Annotated in this window: 20 protein-coding genes; 11 read left to right on the top strand and 9 right to left on the bottom strand. The window is 48.5% G+C overall.

Going from position 1 to position 25,593, the window contains the following annotated elements:
• Nucleotides 1-51 precede the first annotated feature (51 nt).
• The 3 genes from T488_RS0106010 to ppdK all read right to left on the bottom strand — a co-directional run bounded on the left by T488_RS0106010 (nucleotide 52) and on the right by ppdK (nucleotide 4,511).
• Complete coding sequence (locus T488_RS0106010) at nucleotides 52-969, bottom strand: dCTP deaminase domain-containing protein (RefSeq protein WP_028520015.1); 918 nt, start codon at nucleotides 967-969, stop codon at nucleotides 52-54.
• Between the two features lie 23 nt (nucleotides 970-992).
• Complete coding sequence (locus tag T488_RS0106005) at nucleotides 993-1,562, bottom strand: restriction endonuclease subunit S (RefSeq protein ID WP_028520014.1); 570 nt, start codon at nucleotides 1,560-1,562, stop codon at nucleotides 993-995.
• Between the two features lie 321 nt (nucleotides 1,563-1,883).
• Nucleotides 1,884-4,511: a pyruvate, phosphate dikinase gene (gene ppdK, locus T488_RS0106000; protein ID WP_028520013.1), complete on the bottom strand. Its 2,628-nt coding sequence runs from the start codon at nucleotides 4,509-4,511 to the stop codon at nucleotides 1,884-1,886.
• Between the two features lie 268 nt (nucleotides 4,512-4,779).
• Here ppdK and T488_RS0105995 point away from each other — a divergent pair, with 268 nt between their 5' ends.
• Genes T488_RS0105995 through glmU form a run of 4 tightly spaced genes read left to right on the top strand, consistent with a single transcriptional unit; the run spans nucleotide 4,780 to nucleotide 9,129 of the window.
• The gene (locus T488_RS0105995; RefSeq protein WP_028520012.1) at nucleotides 4,780-5,343 is read left to right on the top strand and encodes a hypothetical protein; all 564 of its coding nucleotides are present in this window, start codon (nucleotides 4,780-4,782) and stop codon (nucleotides 5,341-5,343) included.
• 57 nt (nucleotides 5,344-5,400) lie between these two features.
• Entirely contained in the window at nucleotides 5,401-6,540 is a 1,140-nt protein-coding gene (locus tag T488_RS18640) for an alpha/beta hydrolase (protein ID WP_051536347.1), read from the top strand.
• Between the two features lie 24 nt (nucleotides 6,541-6,564).
• On the top strand, nucleotides 6,565-7,734 hold the full coding sequence (locus tag T488_RS17095) for an alpha/beta hydrolase (RefSeq protein ID WP_051536345.1): 1,170 nt from the start codon (nucleotides 6,565-6,567) through the stop codon (nucleotides 7,732-7,734).
• An 18-nt stretch (nucleotides 7,735-7,752) separates the two neighbouring features.
• Entirely contained in the window at nucleotides 7,753-9,129 is a 1,377-nt protein-coding gene (gene glmU, locus T488_RS0105980) for a bifunctional UDP-N-acetylglucosamine diphosphorylase/glucosamine-1-phosphate N-acetyltransferase GlmU (RefSeq protein ID WP_028520011.1), read from the top strand.
• Nucleotides 9,130-10,029: 900 nt separating this feature from the next.
• Here glmU and T488_RS0105975 read toward each other — a convergent pair.
• Nucleotides 10,030-10,731 (bottom strand): hypothetical protein, encoded by a 702-nt coding sequence (locus tag T488_RS0105975; protein WP_028520010.1) that lies wholly within the window; start codon nucleotides 10,729-10,731, stop codon nucleotides 10,030-10,032.
• Between the two features lie 313 nt (nucleotides 10,732-11,044).
• Here T488_RS0105975 and T488_RS0105970 point away from each other — a divergent pair, with 313 nt between their 5' ends.
• The 7 genes from T488_RS0105970 to T488_RS0105940 all read left to right on the top strand — a co-directional run bounded on the left by T488_RS0105970 (nucleotide 11,045) and on the right by T488_RS0105940 (nucleotide 20,985).
• Nucleotides 11,045-11,713, top strand: a complete 669-nt coding sequence (locus T488_RS0105970) for a response regulator transcription factor (RefSeq protein ID WP_028520009.1) — start codon at nucleotides 11,045-11,047, stop codon at nucleotides 11,711-11,713.
• Nucleotides 11,714-11,727: 14 nt separating this feature from the next.
• The gene (locus tag T488_RS18635; RefSeq protein WP_051536343.1) at nucleotides 11,728-13,815 is read left to right on the top strand and encodes a sensor histidine kinase; all 2,088 of its coding nucleotides are present in this window, start codon (nucleotides 11,728-11,730) and stop codon (nucleotides 13,813-13,815) included.
• Nucleotides 13,816-14,109: 294 nt separating this feature from the next.
• Entirely contained in the window at nucleotides 14,110-14,787 is a 678-nt protein-coding gene (ispD, locus tag T488_RS0105960) for a 2-C-methyl-D-erythritol 4-phosphate cytidylyltransferase (protein WP_028520008.1), read from the top strand.
• A 24-nt stretch (nucleotides 14,788-14,811) separates the two neighbouring features.
• The gene (locus T488_RS0105955; protein ID WP_028520007.1) at nucleotides 14,812-15,594 is read left to right on the top strand and encodes a histidinol-phosphatase; all 783 of its coding nucleotides are present in this window, start codon (nucleotides 14,812-14,814) and stop codon (nucleotides 15,592-15,594) included.
• A 27-nt stretch (nucleotides 15,595-15,621) separates the two neighbouring features.
• Complete coding sequence (gene pth / locus T488_RS0105950; RefSeq protein WP_028520006.1) at nucleotides 15,622-16,248, top strand: aminoacyl-tRNA hydrolase; 627 nt, start codon at nucleotides 15,622-15,624, stop codon at nucleotides 16,246-16,248.
• Between the two features lie 15 nt (nucleotides 16,249-16,263).
• Nucleotides 16,264-19,725 (top strand): transcription-repair coupling factor, encoded by a 3,462-nt coding sequence (gene mfd, locus T488_RS0105945; RefSeq protein ID WP_028520005.1) that lies wholly within the window; start codon nucleotides 16,264-16,266, stop codon nucleotides 19,723-19,725.
• Nucleotides 19,726-19,899: 174 nt separating this feature from the next.
• Nucleotides 19,900-20,985, top strand: coding sequence for a hypothetical protein (locus T488_RS0105940; protein WP_028520004.1), 1,086 nt, complete (start codon nucleotides 19,900-19,902; stop codon nucleotides 20,983-20,985).
• A gap of 180 nt (nucleotides 20,986-21,165) precedes the next feature.
• On the opposite strand, the gene T488_RS0105935 is transcribed toward T488_RS0105940, so the two are convergent.
• The 5 genes from T488_RS0105935 to T488_RS0105915 form a co-directional block, all read right to left on the bottom strand.
• Complete coding sequence (locus tag T488_RS0105935) at nucleotides 21,166-21,375, bottom strand: helix-turn-helix transcriptional regulator (protein WP_028514108.1); 210 nt, start codon at nucleotides 21,373-21,375, stop codon at nucleotides 21,166-21,168.
• Nucleotides 21,376-21,390: 15 nt separating this feature from the next.
• Nucleotides 21,391-21,720, bottom strand: coding sequence for a DUF6442 family protein (locus tag T488_RS0105930; protein WP_028520003.1), 330 nt, complete (start codon nucleotides 21,718-21,720; stop codon nucleotides 21,391-21,393).
• A gap of 14 nt (nucleotides 21,721-21,734) precedes the next feature.
• Nucleotides 21,735-22,058 (bottom strand): DUF6442 family protein, encoded by a 324-nt coding sequence (locus T488_RS0105925; protein WP_028520002.1) that lies wholly within the window; start codon nucleotides 22,056-22,058, stop codon nucleotides 21,735-21,737.
• Nucleotides 22,059-22,065: 7 nt separating this feature from the next.
• Complete coding sequence (locus T488_RS0105920) at nucleotides 22,066-22,404, bottom strand: DUF6442 family protein (RefSeq protein ID WP_028520001.1); 339 nt, start codon at nucleotides 22,402-22,404, stop codon at nucleotides 22,066-22,068.
• A gap of 225 nt (nucleotides 22,405-22,629) precedes the next feature.
• Entirely contained in the window at nucleotides 22,630-25,047 is a 2,418-nt protein-coding gene (locus tag T488_RS0105915; protein WP_028520000.1) for a GH36-type glycosyl hydrolase domain-containing protein, read from the bottom strand.
• Nucleotides 25,048-25,593: the final 546 nt, after the last annotated feature.

Here is a 25,593-nt window from a genome sequence, read left to right as displayed (position 1 = left end):
CGTACTTTTTTCTACTTTGAAAGTATGAGATTTCACATTTTTAAATACATGTTACTCATTGCTTCTTTTAAATAGCTTGTATAAGTTTAATAATATCGGAACAATTACTGCGGTAATAACAATTTCCCAATATCTTTCCGACCATACAGTTGTTCCATTTTTGTTATCATACCAATGAACTCCAAACCATGATAGAATAAATACTGAAATAATAAGAAGAATAATAATTATGTTTCTAATATTAAGATATCTCTTCAAGTATTCGATATTTTCTCTTGATTTGGTTTTTTTAAACTGAATATAAGCATCGCTGGTGAGCATTTTATTTCTAATACCAGTAAAACTGCTTTTCCAATCCTCAGTTAAATATTCTCTTGTTTTTTGACTAACATTAAATTTTAATTCGGAAAACTTATCCACGTGACCATTATAATTAGAATTGACATTTTCTTGAATCGGTGTTTCTAAGAGATAGAAGATTAACGAAACAAATGTTTCACCAACTTCTAAAGTAATAATATTATCTGTAATATTGTGTAACGATATTAATAAATGTCCACAATAGCAAGGTCCCAGCATTGTACCTATGTGTCCAACACCTTTAGCTGCTATTCCAACCTTTGAATGAAAAGTGCCACCAATATTTTGACTCACAGCTATTACTTCGCTAGTTTCAACACTTGTGGTTGTATGAGGAAGAAGAATCAAAAATTTCTTTTTACTATCCATGCTTGGAATAATTGCAGGATTGCCTCCAATTATGGATAATTCCTTTGAATTTTGTTCTTTTTTTAAGGAAAATGTATCATTTGGTAATTGATAGATTTTTTTGACTTTACAGTTTTTATCAATCCATGCATTTTGTCCTATAGTAAGATTTATAGAGTTTTCTTTAATATTCTTTATATGCAACGGATAGATACATATGTTTTTTCCTAACTCCTTAAAAATATCTCTTTTGCTTAACATTTTATAACTCCTTAACAACTTTTTTATATCCTATTGACTTTGTTTATCAGTGCCTTGTAAAAGGCTTCTTTCTGCCTTATCTGCCTTTCCAGTAGTTCGATTTCTCGTCTGGAAATATCATAAAGCTCAACCACCTGCCGCTGCCGTTCAAGCGTCGGCAGTTTTATCTCCGTCTCGCCGACCATAGTGGGCTTTATCTGTTTCAGCATACCCGTACAGCTCATGCGGAAAGCCTTTTTTATGCGGTCTTTGTTCAGATACCACGCGATATACTGCGGCAGAGCCTTCGTTATATCAACTCTCACCACAACAAAGTGCGAGGGTATTACAAGTCCCACGTATTCCTCCGTGATATATGCAGCCGTGTACGGCTCGGAAGTCTTGACGACTATGTCCCCAACCTGAGTGAGATAGTTCGGGGAGAGCTCCTCCGCGGCGTAAAACGTTATCGTTTCATCTATATTTATAGTGCCGTCTTCGTTGACAGCTTTCAGATTCAGCTGACGGTATTCCCAGCTTTTATCGGTAGTTTTGGCTTCTTTTCGTGACAGAACAAGACCTGTTTTCACGGCAGCCAGTTTGGTAAGTTTCATAAGTCCTCCTAAAATTTATCGTCATGAGCGTTATGTAACCTCTTGCGGATAGTATAGCATATGAGGAAAGAAATGTCAAGGGTTTTGAAGAAAATATTTTTGTTATGTGCAAAATGTTACTCGCTATGAGACTGAAAAAATCCCCCTGAACCGAAATGATTCAGGGGGACTGTTATTAACATCAGTTATCCGCATATGCGAACTTCAACATTGATATCTTCCCATATTTTGGATTTTATCGTCTGTCCGTTCGCGGCTCTGAAAGCCTTTGCTTCTTCCAATGTTATATCGAATTTGCACATTAACTCTAACGAGTCGAACTTACCTCTTATCTGCGATAGCAGCCTGAGCAGCAGCCAGACGAGCGATCGGAACACGGAAAGGTGAGCAAGATACATAGTCGAGGCCGATCTTGTGGCAGAACTCAACTGATGTAGGATCGCCGCCGTGCTCGCCGCAGATACCGCAGTGGAGCTTAGGATTCTGGGGCTTACCGAGCTTGATAGCCATTTCCATGAGCTTACCAACGCCTGCCTGATCGAGCTTAGCGAAAGGATCGTTCTCGAAGATCTTCTTGTCGTAGTAAGCGCCGAGGAACTTACCGGCGTCGTCTCTTGAGAAGCCGTATGTCATCTGAGTAAGGTCGTTTGTACCGAAGCAGAAGAAGTCAGCGTTCTTAGCGATCTCGTCAGCTGTAAGAGCAGCTCTGGGGATCTCGATCATTGTACCAACTTCGTACTCAAGGTTTGCGCCAGCCTCAGCGATAACAGCGTCAGCAGTCTCAACAACGACCTTCTTAACGAACTTGAGCTCCTTAACGTCGCCTACGAGAGGAATCATGATCTCGGGCTTAACGTTCCAGTCGGGGTGGTTCTTCTTAACATTGATAGCAGCCTTGATAACAGCCTTTGTCTGCATCTTAGCGATCTCAGGATATGTTACAGCAAGACGGCATCCTCTGTGACCCATCATGGGGTTGAACTCGTGGAGTGAAGCGATGATGTTCTTGATGTCCTGAACTGACTTGCCCTGTGCCTTAGCGAGAGCCTCGATGTCAGCTTCCTCTGTGGGAACGAACTCGTGGAGAGGAGGATCCAGGAATCTGATTGTTACAGGGTTGCCCTCGAGAGCCTCATAGAGAGCCTCGAAATCGCCCTGCTGCATAGGCTCGATCTTAGCGAGAGCAGCTTCTCTTCCTTCAACTGTATCTGAGCAGATCATCTCACGGAAAGCAGCGATTCTGTCAGCCTCGAAGAACATGTGCTCTGTACGGCAGAGACCGATACCCTCAGCGCCGAGCTCTCTTGCCTTCTTAGCGTCAGCAGGAGTATCAGCGTTTGTACGAACCTTGAGAGTTCTGTACTTGTCAGCCCAAGCCATGATCCTTCCGAACTCGCCTGCGATCTGAGCGTCTACTGTAGGAATGATACCGTCGTAGATGTTACCTGTTGTACCATCGATGGAGATGTAGTCTCCCTCGTTGAATGTCTTTCCGCCGAGCTCAAACTTCTTGTTAGCTTCATCCATCTTGATGTCGCCGCAGCCTGATACGCAGCACTCACCCATACCACGGGCAACAACAGCAGCGTGTGAAGTCATACCGCCGCGAACTGTCAGGATACCCTGAGCAGCCTTCATACCTGTGATGTCCTCAGGTGATGTCTCGAGACGAACGAGAACTACCTTCTCGCCCTTTGCAGCCCACTCAACAGCGTCGTCAGCTGTGAATACGATCTTACCGCAAGCAGCTCCGGGTGAAGCACCGAGACCCTTGCCGATAGGAGTAGCAGCCTTGAGAGCCTTTGTATCGAACTGGGGGTGGAGAAGTGTATCGAGGTTTCTGGGGTCGATCATTGCAACAGCTTCCTGCTCTGTCTTCATGCCCTCATCAACGAGGTCGCAAGCGATCTTGAGAGCAGCCTGTGCAGTTCTCTTACCGTTTCTTGTCTGGAGCATATAGAGCTTCTTGTTCTCAACAGTGAACTCCATATCCTGCATATCGTGATAGTGATTTTCGAGAGTCTGGCAAACTTCCTGGAACTGCTTGAAAGCCTCAGGGAATGTCTCAGCCATCTGCTGGATAGGCATAGGAGTACGAACGCCTGCAACAACGTCCTCGCCCTGAGCGTTTGTAAGGAACTCGCCCATGAGCTTCTTCTCACCTGTAGCAGGATCTCTTGTGAAGGCAACACCTGTACCGCAGTCGTCGCCCATGTTACCGAATGCCATTGACTGTACGTTAACAGCAGTACCCCATGAGAAAGGAATATCGTTATCACGTCTGTAAACGTTAGCTCTGGGGTTGTCCCATGAACGGAATACAGCCTTGATAGCTCCCATGAGCTGCTCCTTAGGATCGTCAGGGAAGTCTACACCGATCTTAGCCTTGTACTCAGCCTTGAACTGACCAGCGAGAGTCTTGAGGTCCTCAGCTGTAAGCTCAACGTCCTGTGTAACGCCCTTTTCTTCCTTCATCTTGTCGATAAGCTCTTCAAAGTACTTCTTACCAACTTCCATAACTACGTCAGAATACATCTGGATGAATCTTCTGTAGCAGTCCCAAGCCCATCTGGGGTTGTTGGACTTTTCAGCGATTGTGTTAACAACTGTCTCATTGAGACCGAGGTTAAGGATTGTATCCATCATACCGGGCATTGAAGCTCTTGCACCAGAACGTACAGAAACGAGGAGAGGATTCTCCTTGTCGCCGAACTTCTTGCCGGTGATTCCTTCCATCTTTGTGATGTACTCATTGATCTCAGCCTGGATCTCATCAGAGATACCGCCGTCCTCATAATACTGAGTACAAGCCTCTGTTGTGATCGTGAAGCCCTGGGGAACAGGGAGACCGATGTTTGTCATCTCAGCCAGGTTTGCGCCCTTACCGCCGAGAAGCTCTCTCATGTTGGCATTACCCTCTGAGAAAAGGTAACAATACTTATTTGCCATTGGTGTATACCTCCATTTTTAACATTACCGGACAAGAACCCTGAGGGCATTATCCGAGTTATACCTATTATAACACATCTGAGAAAAAATTACCATATATGTGATGACAAAAATTACCCCTTTATTTTATTGCAGTTTGTACAAAATTTAACAAACCACTTTGTTTTCTGCGAAAAAAGCTTGCATTTATTGTTAAAGTATGTAAAAATAAATACATGGCAGCTCTTATGAAAAGCTGCAAAATCGGTTGAATAACAAGGAGTTTATTATGAAAAGAATTATAGCGACTGTGCTTTCACTGGCACTTATGGGCTGTGCAGCAGTTTCATGCAGCAGCAAGAAGGACAGCGATAAGGCTGCAAGCAGGCTTCTGCCCGCAGCTGCCGATACCTGCGTAAGCGATTTCTCCGAAAACGTTTTCGGCGGCAAGAGCAATGAGATGCTCACCTGTATGTATCCCGATGAACTGGTTTCGGGACTCAAGGACAGCGGTCTCATGGATCAGCTTGAATCCGCTATGAAAACAGGCTCGACAGGCTCATACAAGAGCTGTACCACCTCGGGAGAGGTAAAGCTCAGCGACAAGGCTATACAGGGTGCAGGAGCTTATTTTGACACCTATGCACAGATGCTCAAAGTAAGCGCAGGTCCCTATAAGGTATCTGACGGATATAAGCTGAAAATGACGGTGGTTACAACGGAGAACGGCAAGGACGAGTCCTTTGACGAGGACATTATCGTCGTTAATGTTGACGGCGAGGGCTGGAAGCTGATCCCCATGGACGAGGCAACCCTTGAGGCTGCAGCTGATAATCAGGCGTCACAGGGCTGATAAGCGGAAATAACATAAAGAGACACAGAATACAATGCAATAAGGAGAAAAGGATAAATGAAGAACAAAGCACTGACACTTATGCTGTGCGGACTTGTGGCGGTTTCTGCTGTTTCCTGCACGGGAAAAGGCGAGACCTCGTCTGCTACGGTGGAAACTACAGCTGCCGCGACAACTGCGGAAGCTGCAACAGAGACGGAAACAGAGCCTGCAACGGAACCGACAACAAAAGTGACCGTTGAATACTACGACGGGCTTATCTGCTCGGATAATATGACCGAAAAGGAAAAGGAGAGATCAAGTTTCCGCGAATTTACGCTGCTTGATGTTGACAAATGCTTCGAGATAGGCGAAAACGGACGCAATTCCTACTATTTCTATCCCGCTGATATAACGAAGATAACCAAGATCAAGGATTATTTCCGCGAGCTGACCATATACGACGAACAGCTTGACCAGCAGTTCCTTGTGCACATAACACTTCCGCCGAATTATGACAAAGACAAGGAATACCCGGTGGTATTCATCACTGATTCGGCGTATCATCTGAAAAAAGTTCCCGATCTATGGAAGCTCATCGACGATGGCGAGGCTTCTCCCGTGATATTTGTAATACTCGGTTATGACTATGATACCCGTGAGGAAGAGGAGCGCTTCAATAAATTTGTTTTGCAGGAGAAAGAGTTCCTCGATTTCATAACCGATGACCTTATGAAAACCATTTCTCTCAATTACAAGGTGGACGCTTCACGTTCCGTATTTTTCGGGCATTCATTTGGCGGGGTGTTTTCACATTATGCCCTTTGCAATTCGGATAAGTATGATTATCAGCCCTTCGGGAGCTATATAATAGGAAGTCCCTCATTCTACGCATATTTCTATCCCGATATGGAGTATTTTGACAACAGTTCCATTAAGGATCCGTATGCTTTTCAGCGGGAGTTCGATTATTTTGACCGCAATGAGACTATGGACAAGAATGTGCTGATATGTGCAGGCGGCAGAGAGAATTACTATGATTTCAAGGCACCTGATGACCTCCCCACTATCCCCGAGGAGGCGAAAATGCTTCAGGAAAGGCTTGCCGCATACGATGTGCCCTCAGAACTGAAGATATATGAAGAATGCTATCATAACAATTATCTTGCAGATATGCTCAAGGATTACCTGAAACAGAATTTCCCGCCTGAGAACTGACACTATTACGCTATGGAGAATACAATGAAGAACAAAGCACTGACACTTATGTTGTGCGGACTTATGGCGGCTTCGGCTGCTTCCTGCGCGGGAAAAGGCGAGACCTCGTCTGCTACGGTGGAAACTACAGCTGCCGCGACAACTGCGACAACTGCGGAAGCTGCAACAGAGGCAGAAACAGAGCCTGCAACGGAACCGACAACAAAAGTGACCGTTGAATACTACGATGGGCTTATCTGCTCGGAGAATATGACCGACAAGGAAAAGGAAAGATCAAGCTTCCGTGAGTATACAATGCTTGATTCTGCCAAGTGTTTCAGCCTGAGCAAAAACGGTCGTAATTTCTACCCCCTGCCTGATTCTACGGAACTTAAAGTGAAGAAATTCACTGATGATATCCGAGAGATAAAAATATACGATGAACAGCTTGACACAGACTTTCTCGTCCATGTCATACTTCCACCTGACTATGATGAAAACAAGAAATATCCTGTATTTCTGATGACCGATCCTGCGTATTGGTTCAAATTAATACCCGATCTTCGCCAACTTATCAGCGACGGTGAAGCAGCTCCTCTGATATTCGTTACACTCGGCTATGATTATGACAGGAATGGCGGCGGTGATGAAGAGCGGCTTGATAAATTTATAATTCGCCAGAATAAATTCCTCGATTTTATTACTGACGACCTCATGCGGACTGTTGCTCTGAACTATAAGATCGACGAGTCACGCTCCGTATTTTTCGGACATTCCTGCGGAGGAACGTTCTCTCACTACGCTCTCTGCAATTCGGACAAATATGAATATCAGCCATTTGCAAGATACATAATGGGAAGCATGGCATTCTGGAATTATTATCATTCCTTTGATGAGAAGCTTTACGATCCGAGTGTTATTACAGATCCTTATGCGTATACACGTGAATTTGACTATTTTGATCGCAATGAGGCTATGGATAAGAACGTGTTCATATGTGCAGGCGGCAGAGAAAATCCTTCTTTCGAGGATAACTATAACGGCAATAAAAATATGACTGAGGAAGCAACGGCTCTCTATGAAAGACTTATTTCACATGGTACAGATGCAGAACTGAAAATATATGAAGATTGCTATCATAACAATTATGTGGAAGATATGCTGAAGGACTATCTGAAGCAGAATTTTCCGCCAGAGGATAAAACTCAAAATTGACATATAGGAGGAACGAATATGAATAAAGCAGTAATTCTTGCAGGCGGACAGGGCAAGCGCATGAAAGCGGAAATGCCCAAGCCTCTTTTCAAGGTGCTGGGCGAGCCTATGCTCCGCTGGGTAATATCAGCCTGTGAAGCGGCTGACCTTACGGATATATGCGTGGTCAAGGGCTTCAAGGGCGAGATGATAGACGAGTATCTGGGCGGTCAGTACAAGACAGTGCTCCAGGCAGAGAGACTTGGTACAGGCCATGCGGTGAAGCAGGCTGTGCCCTTCCTTGAGGAGGATACGGACGGCAATACCCTCGTTCTCTGCGGAGACGCTCCCTTCATCGACGCCGAGACCATAAAGGAGTCTCTGATCATACACAAGCAGCAGAAAAACGCTGTAACAGTCATCACTGCGGAGCTGGAAGATCCCTTCGGCTACGGCAGGATAATCCGCTCGGCAGGCGGTATCAGCGGTATAGTTGAGCAGAAGGACGCCACCGAGGAGCAGCGTCAGATAAAGGAAGTAAACTCAGGCACATACTGGTTCAGGACAGCTGACCTCATCGAGCTCCTGGGCAAGCTCAGCAATAATAATGTACAGAATGAGTATTACCTCACCGATACTATCGCTATCGCTCTCTCCGAGGGCAAGAACGCTGGCGCCTATAAGTCCGAGAACGCTGACATCATCAGAGGTGCCAACGACAGAAAGGACCTCCTTGAGCTGAATACCTATGCGAGAATGGCTGTTATCGAAAAGCACCTGGCAAACGGCGTTGAGTTCACCTGCACAGACGGCGTTGTCATCGAGCGCGGCGTTGAGATAGGCGTGGGTACGGAGATACTTCCCAATACTATAATAAGAAAAAATACCACCATCGGCAGGAACTGTAAGATAGGTCCCAATACCGTGGTGGAGAACTGTAAGATAGGCGACGATGTAAACCTCCACACCGTTCAGGCTTACGAGTCGGAGATAGAGGCAGGCGTAAAGATAGGTCCTTACGTTCATATCCGTCCCGACAGCGTTGTGAAGTCGGGAGCCAAGATAGGCGACTTCGTGGAGATAAAGAACTCCACCATCGGTGAAAAGACCGCAATCGCACATCTTGCCTACGTGGGCGACAGCGACATCGGAAAGCGCGTGAACATCGGCTGCGGAACAGTTACCGTAAACTATGACGGTATCGCCAAGAGCCGCTGTGTTATCGGCGATAATTGCTTCATCGGCTGCAACACCAATCTCATTGCTCCCGTAAAGCTGGGCAAGGCTGTTTACACTGCCGCAGGAACCACCGTAACAAGGGACGTTCCCGACTATGCGCTGGCTATCGACAGAGGCGTCATGAAGATAAACGAGGGCTACACTCTCAGAAAGCTGAAGAGCAAGCTCGGAAAGTGAAAATAAAAGTAAAAAAGGCTGTCCTGAGACAGCCTTTTTTATATAGGTATAGAACCGGAACTGGCAAAATAATAACGACCTTCATTGACACCCTCTCAAAAGCCAATCAAGGTCGCTATCGAGTTGGCGGCTGCGCACCCTCTATACGCAGATGCCGTACGGCAGGCACAAATTCCGTAGTGCCATATATCCTTTTGCTGTGTTATCACTACTGCTGTAACGTTTCAAGCGATCAAGAAACTGCCTTAGGCGATTAAACATATTATAGGCATTAATGTTTAATAACAGTTGTGAATAAGTAAGATGTCTTTTGGAACTGGTTGACGTGACATGGACACGGCGGAGTTAAAACCGTATCAAGCAAAAACAGGATATAATTGCCGATTTTGTTACAGGACACATAATATATCTTGATGTAATTATGTGGTGGATGGAGACCGATTTTTCGGTCTCTGTTCTTCCAACAATTGTATTATAGCCCATGAGAGAAGAAAGTTCAATTGATTATATTGCCCTAAATTAGCACTATATTGCTAAATAAAATTCAATTATTTATATTAAGTAATTATGAACAAAAACATAAATATTATCTGTTAATATATCGTTAATATATGCGCTTTTTGCTGTATCAGGAACTTTTCAGGGGCGTTGCACAGGCTCGGAAATCAACGCAGATACGTTGATTCGGGCGTTTATACAATTCGTGCTTTAAAAACCACGGTTTTTAACAATTTGTAATATCGGGAACGGATTATACAGCTCAAAGTTGTTGGTTAAATTATGTGAAAAATTCTCTTTTCAAAAAATTCATAATTCATACGGAAATTTTTCATATATTTTTTTGTTTTAACGATTTTTGTGCTACAAAAAAGCTCCGAAGTGTGTCTCCGGAGCCCTCTGTTATAATATTCCGTTGGCTGCCTCCTCGATACGTCTGCGGTAGTAGGAGCCCTGCCATGCAAAGTCGAACTGCTTGAACAGCCTGAGACAGCTCTCTGCGTTCTGAAGGGCGCCGTCAAGCCCCTCCTCGTCGCCTGCCTTTGCGAAAATGTAGACCACCGTGATGAAGATCTCAAGGAGAGTCAGATCCTTGCTGCCCTGGGGCTTATAGCCGAATTTCAGGAGCTTCAGTGCCTGCTGGTAGTTCTTTGAAGCACAGTCCGCCAGCGCAAGGGCGATGTAGAGCTTTGCCTCCTGCTGGGGAGTTGCCTTGGTGGTATACTTCTGTAAGAAGCTTATATTCTTAGTGCGGAAGTCCACAGCGTCACGCCAGTTGCCGATCTTGCTGATGGTCTTGAGCATTTCCGTGCAGAAGCCGAATTTCTCGTCGCCGCTGAGCTTTTTGTCTTCCAGCTTTTCAAGATAGAAATAAGAGGTCTTGTAATCGTGGATCCTGTCGTACAGCGATGCCAGCTGCACTATATCGAAAGGCGAGGGCTTCTTCGCATTGTCGATGAAGGCGTCTGCGTAGGCTTCGCACAGATCCTTGGTATAACCCTTTTCAATGTATAAAGCGTACACATCAACGTACTTTTTCATCTCTGTGCTGTGGGATGACAGCAGAGAAAAACCGATCTTTTTACGTTCTGCCGGTGATATCATATATCAGCCCCCCTGTCCTGCGGGTTTTAATAATGAGTAAAAACAGTAAATTATTCTCGCCTGTTTGCATATTCAATTCTAACACAAATTTAATACTTAGTCAACATTTGTTAGCAGCTAAAATATAAAACTGTTGATATGCACAAAAACGGTGCAGAAAATTTTCCTAATCAATATATTGAACTAATGTAAGTTTTAAGCTTATTTCAATAATTTGTGATATAATAATAGTAGAGTGGAATTGTCTGCTCTTATTTGCGACGATACAGGCTCACACCTTGCGGGCGGAGCTTTTTTCCAAGGGGGAATTTATATGAGACTTCTCGTGGTAGAGGACGAGATGCAGCTTGCGGATGCTCTTTCTGAGATCCTTAAAAGAAATATGTACAATGTGGATACCGCTTATGACGGCATAGACGGTCTGGATAACGCTATGACCGGCGTTTACGACTGCATTATCCTTGACATCATGCTTCCGGGCATGAACGGTCTGGAGGTGCTGAGAAAGCTGAGACAGGAGAAGATAAACACTCCCGTCCTGCTGCTCACCGCACGAAGCGAGATCGAGGACAAGATAAACGGTCTTGACGGCGGCGCCGATGACTATCTTACCAAGCCCTTCGTTACGGGTGAGCTTCTGGCAAGAGTCCGCGCTCTCACCAGAAGAAAGGGCGAGATAGTTGACGAGCACAGGCTGGATTACAACGGTCTTGAGCTCAACAAGAATACCTGCTCTGTAATGTGGCAGGGAAATGACGTAAAGCTCTCGCTGAAGGAGTATCAGATAATGGAGCTGCTTATCTCCAATCCCCACCAGATACTCCCAAAGGAGCGCATAATCGAGAAGATATGGGGCTATGAGAGCGATGTTGAGTACAACAACATCGAGGTATACATATCCTTCCTGAGGAAAAAGCTCTCAGTTATATCTGCTCCCGTTCAGATCAAAACTGCCCGAGGCATCGGATATTCGCTTGAATAAGGAGGAATGCTTCTATGTCAAAGAAAAATAACGATCAGATGTTCAGAAAAGCGCAGATGAAGCTGTTCACTATGATAGTGAGCATACTCCTTGCGGTGTTCATCGCGCTCATAAGCTCAATAAACGTTATCACCAAGGCGGTCATGAGAGGACAGTCAAAGGAGGTCCTCATGCAGATCGCCGCAGGTACGGAGTATAACGACAAGGAGCTGAAGTTCATGTTCACTCCGCCGGACAACGGCGAGCCCAGGAACGACAGACCTGCCGAGCCTCCCAAAAAGGAGACCGAGCCCGCCACCACCACTACGGAGACGGAGACCTCTGCGGTCCCCACTACGGTAACATCGACTACTGCGGAAAATACTACGGAAACAGGCACTACCACAGAGGCTGAGGAAAGGACGGAAGCTTCCGTGGAGGAGAACTATGATGAGCCCGAGTACGAGCAGCAGAGACCTCCCGAGGTACAGCAGCCCGAAACTCAGCCGAGACAGCCTGAGACTCAGCCAAGGCAGCCGGAAACTCAGCCCAGACAGCCAGAGACTCAGCAGTCTCAGGAGAACCACTCCGACTGGACAGCTCCCACAGTCCCCGATAACGGCGGCAATAACAACGGCGGCGGATGGACCGGCGGTTGGAGCGGCGGTGGCCAGAACGGCTGGGGCGGCGGTGACCAGAGCGGTCAGGGCGGCGACCAGAACGGTCAGGGCGGCTGGGGACAGGGTCAGTATGACCCGAACTGGAACCCATACTATGACCCATGGAATCCCTGGAATCCCTGGAGCCCTTTAAACCCCTGGAGCCCCTGGAACCAGCAGCAGTGGGGACAGGCTCCCAAGGCTTACAGCAACGAAAAGGAAAACGATGACTTCGACTACGAAAGCTACAAAAAGGAGCACGGCGGCGAGGTACAGGATAATGAGGAGGAAGAGTTCACCCTCATGCAGACGGTATACAGCGGCGAGGACGTGCTTGACGGCTTTACCGTTCTGTCAAACAAAGAAGACGGCGACGAGGTGAACTATGAGAGCAGGAAGGATAACAGGAAGTCCGCTCCCCAGGCAAGTCCCGTAAGTGCTTCAAAGGTGGAGCCCATACCCAAGAGCCTCGGCTCTATCGACTTCTTCGTGCTCATGTCCGACAAAAACGGCAATTACCTTGCAAAGCTCTATAATGAGGACCTGAAGGCAGATGCCGCTCAGGAGTGCATCACCGATATACTGGACAAAAACGCCGACACGGGTATGTATCACTCCTATCAGTACTATCAGGCTGACAAGTCAAACGGAAACCTCATAGTCCTTACCGACAAGAGCTATGAGATGGATATGCTCAGACAGCTCAAGCGCACTACTATCATCATCGGCTCGATCGCTATGATAATACTGTCGATTCTGGCGTATTTCCTCAGCAAGAAGAGCATACAGCCTATCAAGATAGCCTTCAACAAGCAGAAGCAGTTCGTATCGGACGCAAGCCATGAGCTGAAAACTCCCCTTACGGTAATATCTGCAAATTCCGATGTTCTTCAGGGCGAGATAGGCGAGAACAAGTGGCTCAATTACATAAAATCCCAGACAGACCGCATGAACGTGCTGGTAAATGACCTTCTGAACCTTACAAGGCTTGAGAACAACACCGTTGAGCTTGAGTACAAGTACTTCAATATGAGCAAGGCTATCATCAATACAGCCCTGCCCTTCGAGTGTCAGGCATTCGAGAGCAACAAGAAGTTCGAGGTGGACGTAGACGACAACATCATGCTCTGCGGAAGCGAAAAGCACGTTAAGCAGATGGCTGCCATATTCATCGACAATGCGCTGAAATACTCAAACGACGGCGGTACGGTAAGAGTTTCGCTGAAGAAGATAGGCGGCAAAAAGGTACTGTCCGTATTCAATACGGGTCAGGGTATCAAGATCGAGGATCAGGACAAGATCTTCGAGCGCTTCTTCCGCAGCGATGAGTCGAGAAACCGTGCAACAGGCGGCTACGGACTGGGTCTTGCCATTGCGAAGTCCATTATCGACAAGCACAAGTTCAAGCTGAATATCATCAATCAGCCCGGTGAGAGCGTATGCTTCGCCGTGACTATGCAGTGATGAGCATATAGCAGTTCTGCCCCTGAGTGCTGCAAAGCACCCGGGGGCATTTGTTTATCCAGGGAAATCATAATTTAGCGGAGCTAAATTATGATTTGAGTAAGTAGTAAGTAGAAAGTAGTGAGTAGAAGCCGATACACTGAATAATACTACTCTCTACTTACTACTCTCTACTCACTCATAATTTAACACCTGCGGTGTTAAATTATGATTTGACATCATCTTTAAGGTATATTATAATAATAAGGTACCGTTTATGCGGTAACGTACAGAAATCATAATGGAGATATTGCTATGAAAACTTCCGTTGTTATTGTATGCGCAGGAAATTCTACAAGAATGGGCGGCGTTAATAAGATACTCCTCCCCCTGGGAGAGAGAAAGGTCATCGGCGTTACCATGCAGGCTTTTCAGGCCTGCGAAAGCGTCAGCGAAATAGTGATCGTTGCCCGTGAGGACGATATTCCCGCCATTCAGGCTGAGGCAGAAGCCGCAGGCATCACAAAGCTTGCCGCCTGTACTACGGGAGGCGCTACCCGTCAGGAGAGCGTCATCAACGGCATTAAGAAAATATCAAAGGGCACCGACCTTGTGGCTGTCCACGACGGCGCCCGTCCCCTTGTAAAGCCCGAGCATATCGAGAAGGTCATCAAGGACGCCTCCGTTTTCGGCGGCGCGACTCTGGGAGTTCCCGTAAAGGACACCATCAAGAACGTGGACGGCGGTCTTATCATTGATACCCCTCCGAGAAGCTCACTGTATATCACCCAGACTCCCCAGATATTCAAGCGTGACCTCTACTTCGAGGGTATCGACTTCGCTCTGGAGCACGGTCTGGACTTCACAGACGACTGCCAGCTGGTAGAGGCCATCGGCGGCAAGGTCGCCATGACCGTGGGGGACTACACCAATATAAAGATAACCACTCCCGAGGATATAGAAATCGCGGAGGTGCTCCTCAGGCAGAGATGAGCCCGAGGGAAAGGAGAATAGACATTGTTTGCAAACTACCATACCCACACCGCCCGCTGCGGCCATGCCAGAGGTACGGACAGGGAGTTCGTGGAGAGCGCCATCGCTCACGGCATGAAGGTGCTGGGCTTTGCCGACCACTGCCCCTGGGTATTCGGGGACGGCTACAGGTCGGGCATCAGAATGACCGATAAAGAGGTGGAGGGCTATTTCAGGTCCCTCACCGACCTGAGAGATGAATACGCCGATGATATTACCATATATATAGGCTTTGAGGCGGAGTACATACCCCAGCTCATCGAAGCCCAGGACAGGCTCCTTGCGGACTATCCTCTGGACTATATGATAATGGGTCAGCACTTCAACGACCCGGAGTACTGTCAGGTCTATATGGGAGTCCCCACAGGTGACGAGGCGGTGCTCAATAAGTATGTTGACCGCATAATCGAGGGCATGGAGTCGGGAAGATACCGCTATCTGGCGCACCCCGACCTGCTGGACTTCACAGGCGGTCAGGAGATATACGAAAAGCACTTCACAAGGCTGTGCGAGTACCTGAAAACAAAGGATATACCAGTGGAGATAAACCTGCTTGGCATGACAGGCGGCAGGCACTACCCCTCGGACAGGTTCTTCCGCATTGCTCAGAGAGTGGGAAATACCGTCATTATCGGCTGCGATGCCCATGTGCCGGAGGCTCTCTGCGACAGCGAGGCTATGGAAAAGGGCAGGGCATTCGCAGAAAAGTACGGACTGACAGTCCTTGAGACCCTTCCGGGTCTGGGGGCAAAAAGTCAAGTTTTTTGAGTTGAAAGTTGAGATAGGAAGGATAATATGAGTATTTTTGATGTGTTCGACAGGATTTCCGCAAATTCTTCCTCGGCAAGAGGTAAAATAGAATATGTTATCGCAGGTCTGGGCAACCCCGGACTTGAATACGAAAACACACGCCACAATGCAGGCTTCATGGTCATGGACGAACTGGCAAAGCAGCTGGGGGAGGATATAAGCCGTCTGCGGTTCAAGGGCAAGACCGCTGAGGTCACTATCGAGGGCAAGCGCTGCCTGCTTCTCAAGCCCACCACATTCATGAACAACAGCGGTGAAGCTATCGTTCAGGCGCTGGAGTTCTACAAGATAGACGTTTCAAACCTCATCGTGGTCTGCGATGATATTTCCCTTGACTGCGGAAAGCTCCGCATACGCCGCAAGGGCAGCCACGGCGGCCATAACGGTCTCCGCAGCATATGCGAGCTCACAGGCAGGGACGACTTCCCACGCATAAAAATGGGCGTGGGCAAGAAGCCTCACCCCGACTATGACCTGGCTAAGTGGGTGCTGGGCAAGTTCGGCAAGGAGGACTCTGAGAAAATGGCAGAGTCGGTAAAGAACGCCTGCGAGTGCATAAAGCTCATGGTGCAGGACAAGACCGATGAAGCCATGAATAAGTATAATTCCTGATAACGGAGATGTACAATGGATCTGTTTAAAGAACTGTTCGGCGAGCTTGCAGGCTTCAAAAGCCTCAGGGAAGCCGTCGATAAGAATATCTCACCCGTCTCTGTGACGGGCCTTTCCCATATACACAGGGCGCAGCTCATACACGCCCTCAGCGGTCAGAAGATAAACCTGGTCATCACAGGCTCCGAGGCAGAGGCGAAAAAGCTCTGCGACGACATAAACATGATGGCAGGGACGGAGGAGGCTGTGCTTTTCCCCTCAAAGGAGCTGGTCTTCACTCCCGTTGACAGCACCAACCATGAATACGAGCATATGCGCATAGCCGCCCTCATAAAGGCGGCTAAAAGCCGCTGCTCCGTGATCTGCGCAAGCATAGAGGCTGTCATGCAGCCGGTTATCCCCGTGGGCGTCCTTATCGCCTCGGGTATCGAGCTCTCCCAGGGACAGGAGATAGACCTGAAGGAGATTGCGGTGACACTGGCAAAGTGCGGCTATCAGCGCTGCGAAAAGGTAGAGGGCGCGTCCCAGTTCTCCGTAAGGGGCTCTATCCTGGACATCTTCCCCGTACAGGCGGATAAGCCCGTCCGTATCGAGCTCTGGGGCGACGAGATAGACTCCATATCGGAGTTCGAGACCGACACTCAGCGCCGCACCGAGCCCCTTGAAAAAACAGAGATATACCCCTCGGGTGAGGTGCTCTACGATAACGAGGAGCTTGCCGATAAGATTGAGGAGCTGTGCAAAAAGGTCCGCGGAAAGCGCATGGAGCAGATACGCGAGCATCTGGGTGCGGACGTTCACAGGCTGAGAGCAGGGGAGATACTTGCCCACAGCGTCAAGTACTACCCTCTGGTCTACGGAGAGCCCTCCACCGTCTTCGACTATATTGACGGAGCGGTGCTTTTCAGCGATTATTCCGACATCATGGACACCGCCGCAGGTGTGCTCACAAGGCACAACGAGGACGTGAAGATACTTATGGAGGACGGTCAGCTCTGCAAGGGGCTGGACGGTTATGTCCTTGAGCTGGCGGAGATACAGCACAGGGCTGAGAAGCGTGTATGCCTCTATATCAGCAGCTTCATGCAGGGCGGAGAGCGTATAGACTATCGCAGACTGGTAAGCTTCGAGGCTATGCAGACAGCTCCCTGGAGCGGCGAGATGAAGCAGCTCATTGAGGACCTTGAGGACTATCATCGCCGCGGCTACCGCATGATACTTGCGGCAGGCAGCGACAAGACGCTTCCCATAATCCAGCAGGACCTCTGTGACAAGGGCATTCCCTGCGACCTGCTGTCACAGGGCATCGAGCCCGCAGCCGGCAGGGTGCTGCTCATGTCGGGCAGCTTCGGCGGCGGCTTTGAGTATCCCGAGAACAAGACAGTTCTCATCACTCAGGGACGCTCTATGGACGCGGTCCGCAGAAAGCGCCGCAAAAAGAAAAACAAGGCGGAGGAGATACGCTCACTTGCTGACATCACCGAGGGAGATCTTGTTGTACACTCGGGTCATGGTATCGGTAGGTTCATCGGCATAAGAAAGCTGGAAATGGACGGCGTTACCAAGGACTATATCACCATACAGTACGCAGGCACAGATAAGCTCTATATACCCGTAACTCAGCTGGATATGGTGTCGAAATACATCGGTCCCAGAGATGACAGCGGCGTAAAGCTCAACAAGCTCAGCTCAGGCGAGTGGCAGAAGACCAGAAGCAACGTAAAACGCGCAGTAAAGGATATGGCGCATGAGCTCATCGCACTCTATGCAAAGCGCGAAAAGAGCGTGGGCTTCGCATTCTATCCCGATGACGAGATACAGCATGATTTCGAGGAGCGCTTCCCCTATGTGGAGACCGATGACCAGCTCCAGTCCATCGCCGAGATAAAGGCGGATATGGAACGCGCCCGTCCTATGGAGAGACTGCTCTGCGGCGACGTGGGCTTCGGCAAGACCGAGGTGGCACTGAGAGCTGCCATGAAGTGTGTGCTCTCGGGCAAACAGTGCGCTATCCTTGCGCCTACGACAGTCCTTGCCTATCAGCACTACCAGACGGCACTCCGCAGATTTGAACACTTCCCCGTGAACATAGAGCTGCTCAGTCGCTATCGCTCTCCAAAGCAGCAGGAGGAGATAATAAAGAAGCTGAAACAGGGACGTATCGACCTCATCATCGGTACTCACAAGATAATCCAGAAGTCCGTGGTGTTCAAGGACCTGGGACTGGCTATCATAGACGAGGAGCAGCGTTTCGGCGTTGCCCACAAGGAGAAGTTCAAGGAGAGCTTTACGGGCGTGGACGTGCTGATGCTGTCCGCTACGCCTATTCCCCGTACACTGAATATGGCAATGAGCGGCATCAGGGATATGTCCGTCATCGAGGAGCCTCCTCAGGACAGATACCCCGTTCAGACCTATGTCATCGAGTACAACATGGGAACTGTCATTCAGGCTATCGTCAGGGAGCTCCGCCGCGGAGGACAGGTGTACTATATCCACAACCGCGTGGAGACTATCCGCGCCTGCGCTTCACGCTTGCAGGAGCTGCTTCCCGAGGCTCGTATCGCTGTTGCACACGGTCAGATGAGCGAGGACGAGATGTCAGATATATGGGAGCAGCTTGTGGAGCATGAGGTGGATATACTGGTCTGCACAACTATCATCGAGACAGGTGTGGACGTTCCCAATGTCAATACCCTTATTATCGAGGACTCCGACCGCTTCGGCCTCTCGCAGCTCTATCAGCTGCGCGGACGTGTGGGACGCTCCAACCGCAGAGGCTACGCCTACTTCACCTATCAGCGCGACAAGGTGCTGACGGAGATAGCTACAAAGCGTCTCAATGCCATGAGGGAGTTCACACAGTTCGGAAGCGGCTTCAGGATAGCCCTCCGAGACCTGGAGATAAGAGGCGCGGGAAGTATCCTGGGCGGCAGACAGCACGGTCACATGGAAGCTGTGGGATATGATATGTATTTGCAGCTCCTCTCCGAGGCTATCGCTGAGGAAAAGGGCATTCAGCCCGAGAAGGTGCCCGAGTGCCTTGTGGATATACAGATAGATGCCCATATCCCCGAGAAGTACATATCAAGCCTCAATCAGCGTATAGATATGTACCGAAAGATAATGCTGGTCAACGAGGACAGCGACAAGTCCGACCTCATAGACGAGCTCATAGACCGCTACGGCGACCCGCCGAAATCGGTGGTGGGACTCATAGACGTCTCCCTGCTGAGAAACAAGGCGGCACACATGGGTATCACCGAAATCTCCCAGAAGAACGGCGCTATGTACTTCTATACCGAGTACCTTGTGCCCGAGCAGATAGCCGCCCTCCAGCAGGCTTACAAGGGCAGGATAACCTTCAACGGCGTGGGCAAGTCCTACGTTTCCGTGAAAATATCCCCGAAAATACGTCCCTTCGACATGATGAGGGAGACCGTGGAGATATTCTATCAGAACAGAGAGAAGAAATAATACTTGTCGCAATATTTGGTCAAGTTATAACTGTGACCGCAATTTTTGTGTATAATGTATTAAAAAAAGTGTAGGGATTTGTATGATATGTTACTTTACACGCCTTTGTTTTTGTGCTACAATGAGGTTGTAAAACAGACCATTCATACCGTGACGCATAAAGGAGATACAGATATGGACTATAAAAAATTAATGGCTGGCGCTGCGGCTCTGACACTTGCTGTTTGTGCTGCGGGCTGCGCCAAGAAGGATTCGGGCGAGAAGTCCGAGGATACAACCACCACCGCTGCCGAGACTACCGCAGAGGTGACCACCGAGGAGGAGACCACAGAGGAGAAGCAGCCCCCTACGCCCGTAGAGGCTGACGACCCCAACGCCATCACCTTCGATGACGGAGTTTTCGACTTCGCCGAGGTCAAGACCGATGACAAGGACTGTGCTGTGGGCGAGCTTTCCGTTGAGGAGCTCATGGGCAACAAAATGCTGAAGTTCACCGATGACAACTCAGTTCCCCTCAAGGGCAAGGTGCAGAAGATAGACATACGTGTGCTGCCGCTGCTGGGCGCTGAGGGCGCTGCGAAGGTGCGCAGTATAGAGTTTGACCTGTACGCTCAGGCTACCAAGGACGGCCTCAAGACCAATGACGCCGAGAACGTAAGAGCTCCCGGCTGGATAGGCGGAGGCGGCGGTACTGTAACTGCTGCAAGTGACAAGTGGTACGATTTCCAGGAGTTCGACGGCGGCGAGTACGACTTCGAGACCTCGGGGCCCGTTCACGTCAAGTTCAAGTTCCTGCTGGCTGACAGCGGACAGTGCTGGAGCGAGGACATGGAGGACCCCAACTTCCTCATCATGCGCTGGGGCATCGCCAACGAGTCCGACCTCTATATCGACAACCTTGTATTCTTCGACGAGGACGGAAACTCTATACCCGTTCAGTCAGGCGGCTCCAAGATAGAGGAGAAGCTTGAAGAAGCAGGGGAGGAGATCAAGGACGAGGCTGCCAAGGCAAAGGAGGAGCTCCAGGCCGAATACGAAAAGGCTATGGAGGATATGAAGAACTCCGAGGACTATGAGGCGGCAAAGGCTAAGATCGACGAGATCAAAAAGAAGATCGAGGACCTGAAGTCAGACGAGAATATGGCTGAGCTTGAGGAGAAGATCGCTCAGGCTGAGGCAGAGATAAAGGAAAAGACCTCACAGGCTCAGGCTGCTATCGAGGAAGCCTCAAAAAAGATCGAAGAGGCAAGGAATAACTGAATAAAAAGCTTTGCCCCTGAACGTTTTTCAGCGCTCAGGGGCATTTTGTTTTATTCGGGTAAATTATGAGTGAGTAGAGAGTAGTAAGTAGAGAGTAGTATTATTCAGTGTATCGGCTTCTACTCACTACTTTCTACTTACTACTTACTCAAATCAGGACTCCAATGGGGCGTCCGATTTTTAGTCAAAGTAAAATATATCCTCAAACTTCTTGTCGAGAGCTATGCAAAGTATCAGCGCCAGCTTTGCTGTGGGGCTGAACTGCCCCGTCTCTATGGAGCTTATGGTGTTTCTCGACACGCCCACCATCTTTGCAAGCTCGTCCTGTGAGAGCCGCTGCTCCTTGCGTATCTCTTTCAGGCGGTTGCGGAGTATAAGTGAATCGTCTATCATACAGTCACCGCCTTATGGTTTTAAGCCGAAAAGCTCGCATATTCCGATGAAAGCGGGGATAAGAAAGGTTAAGCCCGAGACTGCCGCCAATAAAATATCCGAGGCTTTTTTGCTTTTTATTGCTCTGTAAAGCCACATGGAGAACGACATGCAGAATTCCGCAGCGATAACAGCGTAATTAACACGCTGCGTAGCGATTATGGACAGCATAGTCCATAATGCCGTGAAAGCCATACTGATTATCAGAGCGAATCTTGCAGCGCTTTTGAACTGGTCTATCTCCGCGATGTCGCGGTTTTTGTTTTCCTGTCTGCTTTTTTCGAGAATTTCTTCCTTATTCATATTTTTACACCACCTTATTTTTTAAACAGGTCCATTATTGCCACAAACGAGAACATGAGAAACGCTGCTCCAATAAGGACTGCACATACTATATGTTCGCTTTTTCTTGTTTTTATTGACTTGTACAGATAAACTGCAAACATAACGCAGGTCTCCATAGCTGCAATGCTGCTGTTAAAGGGCTTATGAGCTATCATAGTTAGCGTTGAGAATATCAGATAAAAGGCGAGACTGAATATTATGGCAAATCTTGAGGCGTCCTTTGTCTGAGATATTTCGGCAACATCGCGGTTTTTGTTTTCCTGTCTGCTTTTAGCAAGTATTTCTTCCTTATTCATGATACATTCACCTTCCTAACGGGTATATATCGAAAATATCCCGTATCGTATTAACAGTAAAAATAATAAGACAAAGTCCTGCGATTACCGCAAAGATTATATTTGCAGGATTCTTTGTTTTTATGGCTTTATAGAGAAACAACGGAAAAATCATACTGTATTCTGTTGCGATAATGCCGTGATTCATGTGCTTTCCGGCTATCCATGTCAATGTCATCAGGAACAGGATAAAAAACAGGCTGAAAATGAGTGATATCCTTGAAGCATTTTTGTTTATGTCCATTCCTGCAATGTCACGGTTTTTGTTTTCCTGTCTGCTTTTAGCCAGTATTTCTTCCCTGTTCATAATGATCTCCTCCTATATCATGCAAAGTTTTATTGTCAGTTTTTGACAAGTTTACTTGTCGTGTCTGTATTATAGCACTGCCAAGTGTACTTGTCAAGGTTTTGCAAAGAAAACTTGTCGGATTTGTATGACTGCACAATTCAGACGTGCCAACGCAGCTGACCTGTAGTTTGATATAAACAAAAAGGCGAACCATTCGGTTCGCCTTTAATTACGCATTGAATATCAGCCAAGTACTACCTTGATCTCGTTAACGTCGGCAAGCTTGTCAGCGGGAATGTAGCTGCCCTCAAGCTTTGTGCCGTTGAGGTAGAGCTCCTTTACGCCGCTCTGAACGTGTGCGGAGTTGTCGATGTCGATGTTCAGCTTCTTGCCGCGGAAGTTCTTGTGTATCTTGAAGCCGTCCCACTTTGCAGGGATAGAAGGTGCGATGGCAAGACCGTTAAGGTCGGGTCTCATTCCGCAGATACCCTCTACGCAGCCTACCATTACTGTGGAAGCTGTACCTGTGAGCCAGTGAACGTGTGAGCGTCCCTCATAGGGTGAAGCCTTTGACTCGGTGAACTGTCCGTGTACATAGGGCTCCATAACTCTTATCTCAGCCTTGTCGTTCATTGCGGCAGGCGAGCTCTCAAGGAAGTACTCGAATGCACGGTCGCCGTGTCCCAGAAGTGCCTCGGCAAGTATGAGCCAGCCCTGTGACTGTGAGAAGATGCCGCCGTTTTCCTTTGTGTCAAGGTTGAATACCTGCATGAGCGCACCCTCAAAGTGGTGGAACTTGTAGGGGGGATCAAGAAGCTTTGCGCCGTAGGGAGTGTTGAGTATATCGTGAACGCTGTTCATAGCCTTGTCAGCCTGCTCGCCCGAAGCGAAGCGTGAGATGACCGACCAGCTCTGGGGATTGAGCCACATATTTGCCTCGGGATCCTTCTTTGCGCCGACGATAACGCCGTCCTCGCGGATACCGCGGATAAATCTGTCCTCGTCCCAGCACTTTTCAAGTGCGGCTGCAAGCTTAGTTCTTGCGCCGTCGATATATGCTGAATACTCGCTGTCGTTCTTCATTTCAGCAAGCTCTTTCATTACGTTCATAGCGTAGTAGAGCTGGAATGCAACGAATGTTGACTCGCCCTGTGCTCCCAGACGGAGACAGTCGTTCCAGTCTGCGTGGAGACCTGCGGGCATATCGTGGCTTCCCAGACGCTCCATGGAGAAGCGGATAGCATTCTTCATGTGCTCGTAAACGGTAGCCTCTCCGCCGCCTTCCTCTGCATAGGTGATGACCTCGTCAAGGAAGCCCTTGTTGCCGCTCTCGCCAAGGTACTTGACAATAGTGGGGAAGAGCCAGAGTGCGTCATCGGCACGGTAGGAGGGGTGACCTGTCTCCTTTGCGTAAACGCTGTGCTCGTCGTTCTCGTCGGGGCAGGTCTCGTGGCCTGCGTTGTGGTCGAACTTTACAAGGGGAAGTCCGCCGCCGTTGCTGACCTGTGCGGACAGCATGAAGCGTATCTTCTCGGCAGCCATCTCGGGATCGAGGTGGATGATACCCTGGATGTCCTGTACCGTATCGCGGTAGCCGTAGCCGTTCCTCAGACCGCAGTATATGAATGAAGCCGCTCTTGACCAGATGAATGTGATGAAGCACTGGTAAGCGTTCCATACGTTTATCATATTGTTGAACTCATCAGAGGGAGTCTCTACGCTGAAGTTAGCCAGCTGGCTGTGCCAGTGGTCTTTGAGCTGCTTTATCTCGGCGTCTACCTTGCCTGCTTCCTTGTATTCCTCAAGGATAGCGGCAGCCTCTGAGTCGGTGCGCTGACCCAGTACGAAGATGAACTCCTTTGTCTCGCCTGCTGCAAGAGTAACATCGCTCTGGAGAGCGCCGCAGGAATTGGAGTTGAAGTTCATAACGTTGTTGCACTTGCCTGTCTCAACGGCAATGGGGTTCGAGAATGTCCTGTAGGGACCGATGAAGTCGCTGAGGCTTCCGTTGCAGGCTGTGACGGGCTGTCCCACCATGCCGAAGAAGCGCTCCTTGCCGTTGTAGCCGTTCTCATCGAAGCCTGTGTTCTCGTTCATGTGCTGGATTATCCTGTTTCCGCCCTCAAAGCTTGTACGAGTGATAAAGAGGGTGTACTGGAGGTTTACCTGATCCTGCTCATAGTTGGGCTCGTTGGTGAACTCTATAAGTCCGAATACGGACAGCTTTCTCTCCTTGCCGGAGTTGTTTGTGATCTTTGCGCGCCATACCTCGTATGTCTTGCCGAAGGGAACATAGTAAGATGTTTCTGACTTTATGCCCTCGTACTCGGCAGAGATGATAGTATAGGCTGTACCGTGGCGGCATTCGCTCTTGTACTTGTCAAGGGGCTTGCCAACGGGCTGCCATGAAGCAGACCAGTAATCAGCGGTATCGTTGTCTCTTATATAGATGTAGCGTCCCGGGAGCGCCATATCGGAATTGAAGCGGAAGCGTGAAAGTCTTCCGTTAGCTCCTGATTTAACGAAGCTGTATCCTGCGGCGTTATTTGAGATCATAGCGCCGTACTCGGGGTCTCCGAGATAGTTTGCCCAGGGTGCGGGAGTTGCGGGGTTAGTGATGACGTATTCTTTGTTTTCCAGATCAAAATGTCCGTACTGCATAATACCAATCTCCTTCATAGCTGCCGTTGGACAGTGCTCTCCGCGGGCAGAAAATATCATTCTAATTATAGCATTTAACAGGGGATTTGGCAAGGGGGTAAAGATGAACATATCGTAAACAACTGACCAGAAATTGCGATTTATCGATACTTATAGTAATATCGGACAAGGATTGTGCGGAGAGTTTATAATAAACTGCTGTCAGACCGCCTGTATTTTGCAGTTTTTGCGTCGGGCAAGCCGAGGAAAGAAGTACGTTGCAGCCGTGTGACATTGCTTCGCTCGTCACACTGTTTCTCAGGAAGGGCGCTGCCCTTCCCCGTACCCCTTCCTGCTCAAGGGAGAGCCTCCCTTGAGAATCCCGATGCTGAGGCTTCGCCCCTCATTTATTTTTATGGCTTATTTATGCGCTGTTTTAAGCCGCCTGTTCTGTTTGTGCAGATAGTGACAAATGTCACTGACAAAATGACAAAAATCATCTTCACATTTTTCCTTATCCGAGTATAATAAAAGCATAGGGTTGCGCAACACCTTGAACAAAGAAAT

The sequence above is a fragment of the Ruminococcus flavefaciens ND2009 genome (assembly GCF_000621785.1).
Lineage (GTDB): Bacteria > Bacillota > Clostridia > Oscillospirales > Ruminococcaceae > Ruminococcus > Ruminococcus flavefaciens_C.
The sequence above is the reverse complement of the archived record's forward strand: the minus strand, read 5'-3'. Positions and strand labels throughout refer to the sequence as shown.